Genomic DNA, 15,083 nt, shown 5'->3' on the forward strand with positions numbered 1-15,083 from the left:
TTAAATGGCTAACAAACAAGATTTAATCGCTAAAGTTGCAGAAGCAACTGAGCTTACTAAAAAAGATTCAGCAGCAGCTGTAGATGCAGTATTCTCAGCAATCGAAAGCTTCCTTTCTGAAGGCGAAAAAGTTCAATTAATCGGTTTTGGTAACTTTGAAGTTCGCGAACGCGCAGCTCGTAAAGGTCGTAACCCACAAACTGGTGAAGAAATTGAAATTGCAGCTTCAAAAGTACCTGCATTCAAAGCTGGTAAAGCACTTAAAGACGCTGTAAAATAATTAAATAGAAAAGAACCTTGTCTATTGACTTCTGTTGATGTGACAGGGTTCTTTTTGCCATATAAGACAAATTTCGAGTGCTGACAAAAGTGTTTTGATGATTTATGTTATAATCAATTTACTGATGAAAAATAGAAAGAATTATAATTATGGATAAATCACTTTTGCTTGTTGTCATTTTTTTAGGAGCCTTTTCTTTATTCAAAGCCGCTATGTTAATTATGGTTGGCATGGCAATGAAACCAAAAGTTGGTGAAAATGGCAACATTGTGAAACCAGTGGAGGAAGAAGGCGAAGAGAAACAACCTTCAATTAACGAGGATGACAGCGATTTTTGGGATAATTGGTGATGAAAAAAAACGTCCAGAGGACGTTTTTTTCATGAGCCAAGAAATTCGAAAGCGAGTTGAGTCCAGTGGACGTTTTTTTCATGAGCTAAAATCGGGGTGCAATTGTATCCAGCTAACTTTTTACGCAATTCTAAGGCGATTGAAGAAAGTTAGTGATAAAATGCACGTTTGTGAAATTTTTCAAAACTTGTTTAATTATGCAGTAAGAAAAAAATGAATAGTTGATTACACTGGCAAAAAGGGCGAAAAATTGGGGATTTTCGGACCTTATTAATATAAAAATTTCAAATTATGTGAAAATTTTGTATTGCTAAACTAAACAAAGACCATTATAATGGATAGTATGGAAAATAATAAAATAGAACAAACTTTTTTTGGACAACCTAAAGCTTTGTTTACACTATTCCAAACAGAACTTTGGGAACGTTTTTCTTACTATGGCATGCGTGCCATCTTGATTTACTACTTGTATGCATCAGTTACTGCGCCGAACGCAGGTTTGGGACTTCCTAAACCACAAGCGATGGCGATTGTTAGTATCTATGGTGCATTAGTATATCTTTCAGGTATTATTGGTGGATGGTTCGCAGACCGTGTTCTGGGAGCATCTCAAACAATCTTCATCGGTGGTATTCTTATCACTCTTGGTCACATTGTTTTAGCCGTTCCTTTTGGATTAACATCTCTGTTTATCTCCCTTTTCTTCATTATCTTGGGAACTGGGATGTTGAAACCAAACATTTCAAATATGGTCGGTCACTTGTATGCTGCAGATGACCCACGTCGTGATACAGGATTTAACATCTTTGTTATTGGTATTAATATTGGTTCATTGCTTGCGCCGATTGTAGTAGGTACAGTTGGTCAAAGTATCAACTACCACCTAGGTTTCTCACTTGCTGCTATTGGTATGGTGCTTGCATTGTTCGTTTACTGGTTTGGTCGTATGAAACAATTCCCAGAATTGGGAAATAAACCATCAAACCCAATGACTTCAGCAGAAAAACGAGGATTATTAGTAAAATTAGCTATCGGTCTTGTTATCTGTGCTGTTGGTGGAACTTTCCTTTACCGAGCAAACCCATCTAATTTTGTTAATAATCTAGTAAATATTCTTTCAATGGCTGGTATTTTCATCCCATTCATTTACTTTGTCATGATGTTTACTTCTAAGAAAGTATCAAGCACTGAACGTAAACAATTGATGGCATACCTTCCATTGTTCTTATCTTCAATCATCTTCTGGTTGGTCGAAGAACAAAGTGCAACAGTTATCGCTGTTTGGGGTGAAACTCGTTCAAACTTACATCCAACTATCTTTGGAATGAACTTGTACATTGATCCATCATGGTATCAATTGCTTAACCCATTGTTCATCGTTGCTTTAACACCTGCCTTTGTATGGCTTTGGAACAAAATGGGTGAACGTCAACCTTCTCCAGTAATTAAATTTGGACTTGGTCTTTTGTTAACTGGTGTTTCATACTTGATTATGGCGTTGCCAGGTATCTTATACGGAACTGATAAACGTGTAAGCTTCATGTGGTTGGTTATCATGTTTGCTGTTCAAATGGCTGGTGAATTGCTTGTTTCTCCAGTTGGTCTATCTGTTTCAACTCGCCTTGCACCACTTGCTTTCCAATCTCAAATGGTTGCTCTTTGGTTCTTGGCAGACTCAACTTCACAAGCTGTGAACGCTTTGATTACACCATACTTCGCTAAAGAAACAGAAGTTGCATTCTTCGGTATTTTAGGTTTGGTTTGTCTTGCTGTAGGTGTTATGCTACTCTTCATCAACAAACCTGTATTGAAATTAATGCGTAACGATAAATAATAAAATAAAACAAAGAGGTTTTTGTCAATTAATAGGAGGTGACAATCAAAACCTCGAGCGAGAACAATTGTTCTCGCTTTTTTTATTGCTCGAAGTTAAGAATGTTCACTAAAACAGGTAGTACAAAATCTTTATGGCCTGTTTTTTATTAATCAATGTAATGTAATTTTCCGCGGAAGTCATCTAGTGTTTCATAGCCTTTTTCTTCCATGATAGCTTTCAATTCGTCAGTAATACGTGCAAAAGCAACAGGCCCTTCTTGGTGTAGAATTGTTCCGAGTTGAACCATGCTTGCTCCGCAAAGAATATGTTCAAATGCGTCTCGACCAGATTTGACACCACCAGTTCCGATGATTTGGATAGACGGATTTAAACGTTTGTAGAATGCATGAACGTTAGCTAGTGCAGTTGGTTTAACATAATCACCACCGATTCCACCAAAACCATTTTTAGGCTTGATAACAACAGTCTCGTCGTCAATGACTAAGCCGTTTCCAACTGAGTTAATGCAGTTAACAAAAGTAAGTGGGAATTTGTTAAAAATGGTAGCTGCTCGGTCAAAATGAGCAATATCAAAGTAAGGTGGAAGTTTGACACCAAGTGGTTTTGTAAAGTATGTGAAGATATCTGTTAAGATTCTTTCAGTGGTTTCAAAGTCGTAGGCGATTTGTGGTTTGCCAGGGACATTTGGACAAGAAAGGTTTAATTCAACTAGTCCTTGATAATCAGAAGCTTGGACAGCTTTCAAAATAGTATGAGTTTCTTCTTCTGACATACCAACAAGTGACAAAAAGTGATTTTTGCTTTCTGGGTTATTTTGGAGTTCTGTGACATAATCAAGATAATATTGATAGCCATGGTTTGGTAAGCCCATAGAATTAATTGAACCAAGTGCAGTATCAGCGTAACGTGGTTCAGGATTTCCTGGTCGTGCAACGAGCGTTCCTGTTTTTGTCACAAAAGAACCAGCAGCTGAATCTTCAATCTCAGCCAATTCTTCACGTGTCATACAATAAACGCCAGCGGCATTCATAAGGCAGTTATCAAAATCGAATGAACCGATTTTAGTAGCAGTTGAAACCATAAAGTCCTCCAAGATATATTAATGAAAGTGACAAATGTCCTAAATTATTACTGCAACTATTGTACTATTTTATAAATGTGAATTCAAGTGTTTTCCGAACGATATTTTGTAATATGCGTAAAAACAGAAAGATTTAGCGAACTGAATAGAATAAAAGATACTTTTATAGCAGAAAAATGGCATAAAAAAGGAATGAATAGAATTTTTGATGATATGAATGTAAGGACTTGCTAGCATTTTATAAAAGTGGTATATTAAATTTACTAGAACAATTGAGCAAATGTTCAAACGTTCTAGTGATAGAGGAGAAGAATAATGAAAGATAATAATAAATCACAAAACTTGCTACAGGGTGAATTGTTAAACAATGTTTCTAGTTTTTTTAAAGCACTTGGAAATACTACGCGTTTGCAAATCATTTGTTGCTTGAGTAAGGGAGAGCTGAAATCTAGCGAATTAGCAGAAATTCTTGGAATGACACCGTCAGCTGTTTCGCATCAGTTGAGTCTGCTTAAAAATCTCAAGATTGTTTCTGTTCGTCGTGATGGAAAAAATCAGATTTATGCCCTTGCTGATAGGCATATCAGTCAAGTTTTGGAGTCTGTTGTAGAGCATTATCAGGAGGACTAAAGATGTCAGATAAACATAAAAAATCCCTTTATCGGATTTTGCTAGCAACGCTAGTTTTTATTGTCGTTTTTATCATTGTGAAGGTTAGCCGTGCTAATCTAGTATTGCAGGCATTTCTGTATGCTATTCCATTTTTGATGGCTAGCTATGATGTTTTGAAAAAGGCTGTGCTGAAAATCAGTCAAGGTAAAGTTTTTAGTGAGCATTTTTTGATGTCTCTAGCGACGCTTGGGGCATTTGCACTTAGTTTTATGACGGGTGAGTCAGAATTTGCAGAAGCAGTATTTGTTATGATTTTCTATCAAGTCGGTGAATTCTTTGAGCACATCGCAGAAGGAAGTAGCGAGAAATCAATTTCAGAATTGTTAAACTTGCGACCAGATTTGGTTCATTTAGAAGTGGATGGCAATATCAGTGATGTTGAACCAAAAGGTGTACAAGAAGGTCAAGTAATTGTCATTCGACCTGGTGAAAAGGTGGCGATTGATGGTATTTTGATTTCGGGTGAATCATCTGTTGATACTGCAGCACTGACTGGAGAAAGTTTACCTCAAAGTGTTCAAGTTGGCGACCAAGTTCTTTCGGGGATGATTAACATGACTGGAGTCATTCGGGTCAAAGTTCTTCATACCGTTGAAAATTCAACCTTGAGCAAAATTTTGGACTTACTTGAAAATTCATCTGCCAATAAGTCAAAAAGTGAACGTTTCATGAGCAAGTTCGCAGCGATTTACACGCCGACGGTTGTGATTGCAGCTCTTGTTTTAGCATTTTTGCCACCATTATTGTCAGGAAATTTCTTGGCTAATTTTCCAGAGTGGCTAAGCCGAGCATTGACTTTCCTTGTGATTTCTTGTCCATGTGCTTTGGTGATTTCGATTCCACTAAGTTTCTTTGGAGGACTCGGAGCAAGTTCGAAGGCTGGTGTTTTAATTAAAGGGTCAAATTATCTTGAAAGTTTGGCTAATCTTGAAACTTTGTTGCTTGATAAAACAGGAACATTGACAGAAGGTGTTTTTGAAGTGACAGCTCTTCACCCAAATGACATCAAGAAAGAACACTTGTTGCATCTTGCAAGCCATGTTGAACGTTTTTCAAGTCATCCAATTGCTCAATCATTGCGTGAAGCTTATGAAAAAGAAGCTGATGATTGTTCGATTACTGATGTGGCTGAAAAATCTGGCTACGGTATTACTGCCAAAGTTAATGGACACGATGTTGCAGTTGGTAATACTAAGTTTATGGATAGCCTAGGTGCTGATTGGAAGACTTGTCATAAAGTAGGGACAATTGTCCATGTTGCTATTGATGGTAAATACGCTGGGCACATTGTTATTTCAGATTGTATCAAATCAGATACGAAAGAAGCTTTAGAGCATCTTCGAAAAGCTGGTGTTAAGAATTTAGTCATGTTGACAGGAGACCGTCACGAAGTTGCTGAGAAGGTGGCTGGTGAGCTTTCTATGACTGACTACAAAGCTGAGCTATTGCCAGCTGATAAAGTGACTGAACTTGAAAATTATTTAGCTCAAAAACATTCACGTTCGACAGTTGGTTTTGTTGGTGATGGGATTAATGATGCTCCAGTTTTGGCGCGTGCTGATGTTGGTATTGCAATGGGAGGACTTGGTAGTGATGTTGCCATTGAGGCAGCAGATGTTGTTGTGATGAATGACCGTTTATCAAAAATCGCGCAAGCTATTAAAATTGCACGAAGAACAATCACTATTGCTCGAGAAAATATTGTCTTTTCAATTGGAATTAAAGTTCTTGTCTTAATCCTAGCAAGTCTTGGCTTAGCTAATATGTGGGTTGCCATCTTTGCTGATGTTGGTGTAACAGTACTTGCTACGCTTAATGCTATGCGAACAATGAAATTGACATAAAAAATAATTTGAACTATAATAGCTTTAATCATATAGAAAGCTACACTTTCTTTTGAAAGTGGGAATGGCGATGACATCTTTTTCAGAATATCCTTTTTGGGATGAGAAATTGATGTTATCGTCGTTTTTTATTTAAAAGTAGTAGGACTCTTTAGAGAAAATTAGCAATAATACTAGCTTTTTTACAGCTTTTTGGGTAGAATAGTAAAGGTAAACGACTTATCGGTCGTAATAAAAATTGGTTAAAATGCTGAGCCAAAAATAGTTTAATTATGTATCTGTTTTCAGAAAAAGGTTAATATCTATTTTTCGCTGTGTATTTATAGCCTTTGGACTATTTTAAAGGAGACTTTATCTAATGGTAAAATTAGTGTTTGCACGCCACGGTCAATCTGAATGGAACAAAGCTAACCTTTTCACTGGTTGGGCTGACGTTGACCTTACAGAAGAAGGAACTAAACAAGCTACTGAAGCTGGTAAATTGATCAAAGAAGCAGGAATCGAATTCGATGTTGCTTTCACTTCAGTTCTTAAACGTGCTATCAAAACAACTAACCTTGCTCTTGAAGCTTCTGACCAACTTTGGGTTCCAGTTGAAAAATCATGGCGCTTGAACGAACGTCACTACGGTGGTTTGACTGGTCAAAACAAAGCTGATGCAGCTGAAAAATGGGGTGACGAACAAGTTCACATCTGGCGTCGTTCTTACGATGTATTGCCACCAGCTATGGCTAAAGATGACCAATACTCAGCACACACTGACCGTCGTTACGCTAACCTTGACGACAAAGTTGTTCCAGATGCTGAAAACTTGAAAGTTACTTTGGAACGCGCTCTTCCATTCTGGGAAGATAAAATCGCTCCAGCTCTTAAAGATGGTAAAAACGTCTTTGTAGGTGCTCACGGTAATTCAATCCGCGCTCTTGTAAAACACATCAAACAATTGTCAGATGACGAAATTATGGATGTTGAAATCCCTAACTTCCCACCACTTGTATTCGAATTCGACGAAAAATTGAACGTTACTAACGAATACTTCTTGGGTAAATAATCTGATATAAGATTATAAGGCTTAAAACCCTTGATATGAAAGCATTCTAGGCTATCCCCTAGAGTGCTTTTTTTGAATTTGTTTAGATTTTTATTACGAAAATATTTTATTAAGTCATACCCCTTCTATATTTTTAAGGTTTTATGGTATGATTAATAGTAAGTATTAAATTATTAAAGGGGGCTTTTATGAAAGCAGCAGAGCGCCGTCAAAAAATTATTGATATTTTAAGTCAGACACAAGTTCCCATTTCAGCCAGTACTTTAGCAAGCCAGCTTGGTGTTAGTCGTCAAATCATCGTTGGAGATGTTGCTTTACTTCGAGCAGCAAATCACGATGTGATTTCAACACCTAAAGGATATGTTTTGTCACAAGCACTTTATTCGCATCAATTTATTGGAAAGATTGCTTGTCAACACGGTCCAGAAAGAACGAAAGAAGAATTGGATTGTGTGGTTTCTAAAGGTGGTATTATGGTTGATGTGGAGGTTGAGCATCCGGTTTACGGGATGTTAACGGCACCACTTAATATTAAAAGCAAAGAAGATATTGATAATTTTGTAGACAAGGTTGAGCATTCTAATGCGACACTTTTATCATCTTTAACAGAAGGTATTCATACACATACATTGTCATGTTATTCAAAAGATGAATTTGAAGAAATCAAAGCACTTTTATCTGACAAAGGCATTCTTTTAAAATCAAATTAGAACAACTACAGGTGTCTTGACACCTGTTCTTTTTTTATTTATAATAGGCAAGGTCAATTAACTAATTTCAAAAAAACGTCAAATTGCCTTTGGTTAATTGATTAAAGCTATCTTCAGTACCTGGGTGATAATTGGGGATCATGCCAGGTATTATCATATATAAATAAAAGGAGTTACCATATGAGACGTCATCAAACTAAGTCTCTTGCTTTTACAGCAATTTTAGTTGCTTTTGGGATTTTGATTCCAATGATTATGCCTGTTAAGGTCGTTATTGGTCCAGCATCATTTACTTTGGCTAGTCATGTTCCAGTGTTTATGGCTATGTTTATTTCACCACAAGTAGCAGTATTAGTTGCACTTGGAACAAGTCTTGGATTCTTGTTAGCAGGTTTTCCGATTGTCATTGTTTTGCGAGCAGTGTCACACTTACTTTTTGCATTAGTTGGTGCAATTTTGGTCAAAAAACGTCCAGCTTTGCTTGAAAAACCAGCTTTGACATTTGGTTTAGCTTTGTTTCTAAATATTTTACACGGTTTAGCTGAATTTATTGTTGTTTTGGTCTTGACTGCTGGCGCACATACAGGAGCAGCCTATGTTTGGTCATTAGTTGGATTGATTGGTGTTGGTTCTCTTGTTCACGGTGCTATTGATTTTTATATTGCATACTTCCTTTGGAAATTCTTGCGTGATAAAGTTGGCGTTGATTTTTCAGTTGACGCAAAATAATTTTAAGTTGGTGAGGAATGGAATAATTCCTCACTTTTTTATATCTAAAATGAGCTGATTTTTTCTTGAAAAAAGGATATGTAAAAAAGTGAAACTTTTACATTTTGAGCCGCTCTCTTTTAAGTAAATTGTGATAAAATATAAAACGAAGCTTTTAATTGTGAGGAAAGAATGTCAGTTAAGAAGAGATTGGGCAAGATTAAAATTGTCAAAAAAAGAACTAGTATCACAAAGCGTATTTATTTGATTTTTGCGGTTATTGTTGTTTTATTTTCAATTATCGTTTTAAGATTAGCTCAGATGCAAATTTTGAATAAATCATTTTATGACACTAAGTTGAATTCATCAACTACCTACAAAGTAACTTCGTCAAGTCCGCGTGGACAGATTTTTGATGCGGCGGGAAACCTATTGGTTTCTAATAATGTTAAACAGGTCGTTGCTTTCACACGTAGCAATACCATTACCGCTGAAGAAATGAAAAAACTTGCTAAGACTTTGTCAACTTTGGTAGATTTCACAGAGACAAACGTTACTACTCGTCAGAAAAAAGACTATTATCTAGCTGATTCTGATACTTATGCTAAAGTGGTTAAGAGTTTGCCAGATAAAGAAAAATATGATAATTACGGTAATAATTTAACGGAATCTAAAGTCTATGCGAATGCTGTAAAAGCAGTGACCGATGATGAGATTAATTACTCTGAAGATGAATTGAAATTGGTATACATTTTTAGTCAAATGAACGCTGCCTCAACATTTAGCACGGTTAATTTGACAACAGGTGATTTAACAGACGAGCAAATTGCTTATATTACAGCAAATCGTTCAAAATTATCAGGTATTTCAATTGCGACTGATTGGGATCGTCAAACATCAGAAAGTTCATTGTCATCAGTCATTGGTACGGTTTCTTCAAAACAAGCAGGTTTACCAGCTGAAGAAGCAGAAGAATACCTTGCTAAAGGTTACTCTATGAATGACCGTGTCGGAACATCTTATCTTGAAAAAGCCTATGAAGACGAGCTTCAAGGTACACACACCGTTCGTAAAATTACTACAGATAAGACTGGTAGTGTGGTTTCAGATGATGTGACTAGCGAGGGAAAAGCTGGTAAAAACTTGAAATTGACGGTTAATTCAGAATTCCAATCTGGCGTTGAAAATATTTTAAATCAATATTATAGCGCTGAGATTGCTGCGGGCTATGCAACTTATTCAGAAGGTGCTTATGCGGTCGCTTTGAATCCTCAAACAGGTGCTATTCTAGCTATGGCTGGTCTTTCGCATGAGACAGGAGAAACAACAACAACATTAAATGCTCTTGGTGCTATTAATAGTATGTTTGTACCAGGGTCTGTTGTTAAAGCTGCGACAATTAGTTCAGGTTGGGAAAATAATGCTATTTCTGGAAATCAGGTTATTGCAGACCAATCAATCAACCTAGCTGGTTCACCAGCCATCAAATCTTGGTTCACTGGTAGTGGTGCAACGAATATTACTGCTGTCCAAGCACTTGAGTACTCTTCAAATACTTACATGGTTCAAGTTGCTCTTAAGATGATGGGACAAGAGTATTATTCTGGTATGGCACTTTCAACTGATGGTATGAAAGATGCGATGGAAGAACTTCGTGCGACATATGCTGAGTATGGTCTTGGTACAAGTACTGGTATCGACCTTCCTGAAACAACTACAGGTTACATTTCAGATGATTACTCTGCTGGTAATGTTTTGACAGAAGCTTTTGGTCAGTATGATTCATATACACCAATGCAATTGGCTCAGTATGCTGCAACAGTAGCAAATGGTGGTAAGCGTGTTGCCCCACACTTAGTTGATAGTATTTATGACAACGATGGAACAACAGGTCTAGGAACATTGTCTAAAACTATTGAAACTAATGTATTGAATAAAGTTAACATTTCAAATAGTGAGATGGCGCTTCTTCAACAAGGTTTCTACCAAGTAGTTAATAGTACAAGTGGTTATGCAACCGGTACTCACATGAGAGGAAATGTGACTATTGCTGGTAAAACTGGTACAGCCGAAACTTATGCGGTTGATAATGGTAACGTCATTACAACTGTTAACTTAAGTGTCCTTGCTTATGATTATTCAACAAATGATGATTCTAAAATTGCGGTAGCCGTAATCATTCCTCACTTGACAAGTGATGAAAGTCACCCTAACCAATTAATTGCGCGTGACATTATTAATCTATACATGTCAACTTACGCAAATCAATAATAAAATAAGTGCGAGTCGGCCTATGTCGGTCGGCTCGTGACTTTATCGAAAGGAGAAGTTATGCTTTATCCAGCACCTATTGCAAAATTAATTGATAGTTTTACAAAACTACCTGGAATCGGGATTAAAACGGCAACTCGCTTAGCTTTCTATACTATTGGAATGTCTGATGAAGATGTGAATGAATTTGCTAAAAATTTGTTATCAGCTAAGCGTGAATTGACTTATTGTTCTGTCTGTGGCAATCTAACTGATGACGACCCTTGCAGTATTTGTACTGATAAAACACGAAAACGTTCAGTGATTTTGGTCGTTGAAGATTCAAAAGATGTTTCTGCCATGGAAAAAATTCAAGAATATCATGGGCTTTACCACGTTTTACATGGATTGATTTCACCGATGAACGGCGTTGGACCTGATGATATTAATTTGAAATCATTAATCACACGTTTGATGGACAGTGAAGTGAGCGAAGTCATCATTGCAACTAATGCAACAGCAGACGGCGAAGCAACAGCTATGTATATTTCGCGTGTCTTAAAACCAGCAGGTATTAAAGTGACACGCTTAGCACGTGGGCTAGCTGTTGGGTCTGATATTGAATACGCCGATGAAGTTACCCTACTTCGTGCCATCGAAAACCGAACAGAATTGTAAACTAAGAAAGCAGCGATTTGCTGCTTTTTTTGATAATAGTTAGTTTCAAGTTTGAATGAATGTGCTATAATAAAAAACGTGAGAAGCTTTTATTAGAAAGGTATTGGGCTAGCGATTTTGAATAATGGTGATAGTCAGCCAAAGTTGAATTCTAAAAGAAATCGATATTTTTGGTTTTTAGGGCTTAGTGCTATTTTTGCATTACTAATTTTCCACTTAAATCGTCTGACATTATTTACATCGGATGATTATACATATCATTTTGTTTATCAGGGGTATTTGCCAACCGCTCATCCTAAGCGTATTAACGGGTTGTTTTCAATTGTGAAATCTCAAATTAATCATTGGCAATTGTGGAATGGTCGTTTTGTAGCGCACTCAATAGTGCAATTCTTTTTACAATTTAAAAAAGTATACTTTGATGTTTTTAATACATTGGCTTATTTAACACTGATGTTCCTCTTGCTTTCTATCAGTAAAGTAAAAGAAGTTGTTAAAATCACTCCAGTTTCCTACCTATTGTTATTTATATTTTTATGGTTTTATCTTCCAGAAATAGGGAAATCTGTTCTATGGGTTTCTGGTTCAGGAAATTATTTATGGACTAGTGTTATTTATCTCACTTACTTTAAATGTATTATATCAATAGCTAATAGAGAAATTTCCAATTTAAAAGGAATTGGAATTATGATTTTGGGATTTTTAGCTGGAGCGTGCAATGAAAATTCATCGCCGGCAATTTTATTAATGGCATTTCTGTACTTGATTATTCACTATCCTTATAAAAGTAAAGGAACAATATTTGGATTAGGAAGCTTATTTACTGGTGGATTAGGATTCTTATTGATGATAAAATCTCCGGGGTCACAGAAACGTGGTGGAATGGCACTGAATTTTGATGTCTTAAAAAATAATTTTAGACTAATTTTAGATAGCTTAATTCAGAATTATTGGTTAATTTATATTTTAATAATTATTTTACTTATTATATTAGTTATTAAAAAAGTACAGCTCTCTATAGAAACTGTCAGCTTATTAAGTATATTAGTTATTGGGCATTTTGCATCGACTTTTGCATTAGTCTTATCTCCAGAAACCCCAAAAAGAACATTTTTTGGTGCGGTATTATTTATTGGAATTGTTTTATTTAGCTTAATAAATATCTTAAATCAGAGAATTAGGAAATCTGTATTTGTTATTTCACTACTTTTGACGATTCTATTTGTTCAAAGTTACTTGAGTGTGAATAATGATTTAACAAAATCATTTAAGGAAGTATCCAATCAGTATAGTATATTATATGGTGCGTCCCAAAATAGTGATGTAATGCTGCCCTTGTTAAGTACTCCTAAAACAGATTATAATGCTTATCAATTAACGTCCAATGTAAAAACAGATCCAAATGATTGGTTCAATAGATGGATGGCAGTTTATTTTGAGAAAAAGACTATTACTGGATATTGATGATTCAGAGTATATATTGGTCAATAATTAAGGTTTAGAAAGCAGCGATTTGCTGCTTTTTTGTTTGTCAAATTTTCTATCATCAAAACACTTAAGGTGATTTGAAAGGTGGCTTTATTTGTGGTATCATAAGTAGGAAATTGTAATAGAAAAGGAATTGAACTTGAACCGAGTTTTAGCTTATTTGGTGGAGTTGCTCGGTTTGATGAGAAATGTATTGAGCGTTGGTCAAGCTTGGTATGTTTTCTGTTCAGGTAGTTAAAGTTTATGGCAAAAGAAACGCTTGTTTTACTTTATGGTGGACGTTCTGCAGAACGTGAAGTATCTGTTTTATCAGCTGAAAGCGTCATGCATGCGATTAATTATGACAAATTTTTTGTGAAAACTTATTTCATCACAAAATCTGGTGATTTTATCAAAACACAAGAATTTTCAAGCAAACCTGCTGACGATGAAAAATTGATGACTAACGACACTGTTGTTGAAAGTCAAAAAATTAAACCGAGTGATATTTATGAAGAAGGAGCAGTTGTTTTCCCTGTTCTTCACGGTCCAATGGGAGAAGATGGTTCTGTTCAAGGTTTCTTAGAAGTTCTTAAAATGCCTTATGTTGGAACTAACATTTTGTCATCAAGTGTTGCAATGGATAAGATTGCTACAAAACACGTTCTTGAATCTGCTGGTGTGCCACTTGTTCCTTACGTGACATATGTTGAAGGTTCAGATCTTGATGCAGCTGTAGCAGAAGTAAATGACAAATTAACTTACCCAGTCTTTGTTAAACCAGCTAACATGGGTTCTTCAGTAGGTATCTCAAAAGCTGAAGATGATGCAGCACTTCGCTCTGCAATTGACTTTGCCCTTAAATATGATAGCCGTATTCTTATTGAAACTGGTGTCAATGCCCGTGAAATCGAAGTTGGTATTTTAGGAAATACTGACGTGAAAACAACTCTTCCAGGTGAAGTTGTTAAAGACGTTGCTTTCTACGATTACGACGCTAAATACATCGATAACAAAATTACTATGGATATTCCAGCGCATATTGATAGCAAAATTATGGAAGAAATGCGTGGCTACGCTGAAACAGCTTTCCGTGCTATTGGTGGCTGTGGTTTGTCACGTTGTGATTTCTTTTTGACAGAAGATGGACATGTTTACCTCAACGAATTGAATACAATGCCTGGTTTCACACAATGGTCAATGTATCCACTTCTTTGGGAAAACATGGGGCTTGCTTACACAGATCTAGTTGAAAAACTAGTTGAGCTTGCTAAAGAAATGTTTGAAAAACGTGAAAGTCATTTGATTTAAAAAAGAAAGCACCCTTGAGGTGCTTTTTTACTGTACAAAAATAACCTCAGAGATGGGATAACTCTCTGAGATTTTTTGTTTATAGATTTGCAAGCTTGCGTAGTTCTGGGATGCGCTGCAGTCTCGGAACAACAAGCATTGTAATGATAATACGAAGTGGAATTTCAAAGATTTTTAACCAACGTCCAGCGACATATTGTGCCCAAAATGGAACACCAAAATAAATCTGAATGAGCAGTGGTGTAAAAATAAAGGTTCCAATTAGCATGGTTATAAGTGTCGCGATTGTGACATGAAGCCAATCTTTTTTGCTTGACCAGCGTAATTCTCTACCATAAAAGAAAAATCCATAGAAAAATCCCTGTACAGCTTCCATCAATGTCCACCAAATGATGAAGTTTCCTTCGCCACTTGAGAGATTATCAACGACATCAAGAATTGCCAAACTGATAAATCCCCAAATAGGACCTGCAATCATTCCGATAATGGTATTGACGATAAATGTCAAACTAACCACTAATTGTTGTGGAATGATTGGAATTGAAAATTTTCCAACAATGAAAGCAAGCGCAATCAGCATAGCTAAGCTGACTAAACGCTTAGGGGTAGGTTTAGGTGTTTGAAAAATGTTTTTCATGATTGCTCCTTTTAAACATAAAACTGGAGCTGTTAAAAAATAACAGCGGATGCAACGATTCACCGCGCAAATAGCTTCGTTGTGTGACGACATCCCATTCACACACACTTAACGCGAATCATCTACTCTGTGCAAAACAAGCTTTGCAGTTACATTGTATCATAAAAATCGCTGCATGATTAACAAAATGTGGTATAATAAAAAGCG

At 36.2% G+C, this 15,083-nt stretch carries 14 protein-coding genes and 1 riboswitch; of the genes, 12 read left to right on the top strand and 2 right to left on the bottom strand.

The genetic code is table 11. The features are described from left to right. Window positions 1–4: 4 nt before the first annotated feature. From ACN0NP_RS07680 to ACN0NP_RS07690, 3 genes are all read left to right on the top strand, one after another. Window positions 5–280 carry an HU family DNA-binding protein gene (locus tag ACN0NP_RS07680; RefSeq protein WP_009853724.1) on the top strand — a complete coding sequence of 92 codons (276 nt, stop codon included), beginning with the start codon at window positions 5–7 and terminating at the stop codon, window positions 278–280. 149 nt (window positions 281–429) lie between these two features. Further along, window positions 430–630 carry a hypothetical protein gene (locus ACN0NP_RS07685; RefSeq protein WP_423217083.1) on the top strand — a complete coding sequence of 67 codons (201 nt, stop codon included), beginning with the start codon at window positions 430–432 and terminating at the stop codon, window positions 628–630. A 343-nt stretch (window positions 631–973) separates the two neighbouring features. Further along, on the top strand, window positions 974–2,464 hold the full coding sequence (locus tag ACN0NP_RS07690) for a peptide MFS transporter (RefSeq protein ID WP_074669167.1): 1,491 nt from the start codon (window positions 974–976) through the stop codon (window positions 2,462–2,464). A gap of 148 nt (window positions 2,465–2,612) precedes the next feature. Here the strand turns inward: ACN0NP_RS07690 and ACN0NP_RS07695 are convergent, their stop codons facing one another. Then, complete coding sequence (locus tag ACN0NP_RS07695) at window positions 2,613–3,548, bottom strand: dihydroorotate oxidase (RefSeq protein WP_423217084.1); 936 nt, start codon at window positions 3,546–3,548, stop codon at window positions 2,613–2,615. 315 nt (window positions 3,549–3,863) lie between these two features. On the opposite strand from ACN0NP_RS07695, the gene ACN0NP_RS07700 reads away from it, so the two are divergent. From ACN0NP_RS07700 to ACN0NP_RS07740, 9 genes are all read left to right on the top strand, one after another. Then, window positions 3,864–4,178, top strand: a complete 315-nt coding sequence (locus tag ACN0NP_RS07700; RefSeq protein WP_074566264.1) for an ArsR/SmtB family transcription factor — start codon at window positions 3,864–3,866, stop codon at window positions 4,176–4,178. Window positions 4,179–4,180: 2 nt separating this feature from the next. Then, on the top strand, window positions 4,181–6,064 hold the full coding sequence (locus ACN0NP_RS07705) for a heavy metal translocating P-type ATPase (RefSeq protein WP_423217085.1): 1,884 nt from the start codon (window positions 4,181–4,183) through the stop codon (window positions 6,062–6,064). A 358-nt stretch (window positions 6,065–6,422) separates the two neighbouring features. Beyond that, window positions 6,423–7,115 carry a phosphoglycerate mutase gene (locus ACN0NP_RS07710; protein ID WP_021141894.1) on the top strand — a complete coding sequence of 231 codons (693 nt, stop codon included), beginning with the start codon at window positions 6,423–6,425 and terminating at the stop codon, window positions 7,113–7,115. 188 nt (window positions 7,116–7,303) lie between these two features. Beyond that, on the top strand, window positions 7,304–7,825 hold the full coding sequence (locus ACN0NP_RS07715; protein ID WP_423217086.1) for a transcription repressor NadR: 522 nt from the start codon (window positions 7,304–7,306) through the stop codon (window positions 7,823–7,825). 180 nt (window positions 7,826–8,005) lie between these two features. Next, complete coding sequence (locus ACN0NP_RS07720; RefSeq protein ID WP_243603160.1) at window positions 8,006–8,554, top strand: hypothetical protein; 549 nt, start codon at window positions 8,006–8,008, stop codon at window positions 8,552–8,554. 171 nt (window positions 8,555–8,725) lie between these two features. Next, window positions 8,726–10,804 carry a penicillin-binding protein PBP2B gene (gene pbp2b, locus ACN0NP_RS07725; RefSeq protein WP_423217087.1) on the top strand — a complete coding sequence of 693 codons (2,079 nt, stop codon included), beginning with the start codon at window positions 8,726–8,728 and terminating at the stop codon, window positions 10,802–10,804. Between the two features lie 60 nt (window positions 10,805–10,864). Further along, the gene (gene recR, locus ACN0NP_RS07730) at window positions 10,865–11,461 is read left to right on the top strand and encodes a recombination mediator RecR (RefSeq protein WP_021141898.1); all 597 of its coding nucleotides are present in this window, start codon (window positions 10,865–10,867) and stop codon (window positions 11,459–11,461) included. 117 nt (window positions 11,462–11,578) lie between these two features. Next, window positions 11,579–12,925: a DUF3329 domain-containing protein gene (locus ACN0NP_RS07735; protein ID WP_423217088.1), complete on the top strand. Its 1,347-nt coding sequence runs from the start codon at window positions 11,579–11,581 to the stop codon at window positions 12,923–12,925. Window positions 12,926–13,192: 267 nt separating this feature from the next. Beyond that, window positions 13,193–14,239: a D-alanine--D-alanine ligase gene (locus tag ACN0NP_RS07740; RefSeq protein ID WP_423217089.1), complete on the top strand. Its 1,047-nt coding sequence runs from the start codon at window positions 13,193–13,195 to the stop codon at window positions 14,237–14,239. Between the two features lie 79 nt (window positions 14,240–14,318). Here ACN0NP_RS07740 and ACN0NP_RS07745 read toward each other — a convergent pair whose 3' ends face one another. Then, window positions 14,319–14,876, bottom strand: coding sequence for a folate family ECF transporter S component (locus ACN0NP_RS07745; RefSeq protein ID WP_024344263.1), 558 nt, complete (start codon window positions 14,874–14,876; stop codon window positions 14,319–14,321). A 41-nt stretch (window positions 14,877–14,917) separates the two neighbouring features. Beyond that, window positions 14,918–15,008, bottom strand: a riboswitch (THF riboswitch). Window positions 15,009–15,083: the final 75 nt, after the last annotated feature.

Source organism: Streptococcus equinus, from assembly GCF_049393805.1.
Classification (GTDB): domain Bacteria; phylum Bacillota; class Bacilli; order Lactobacillales; family Streptococcaceae; genus Streptococcus; species Streptococcus equinus.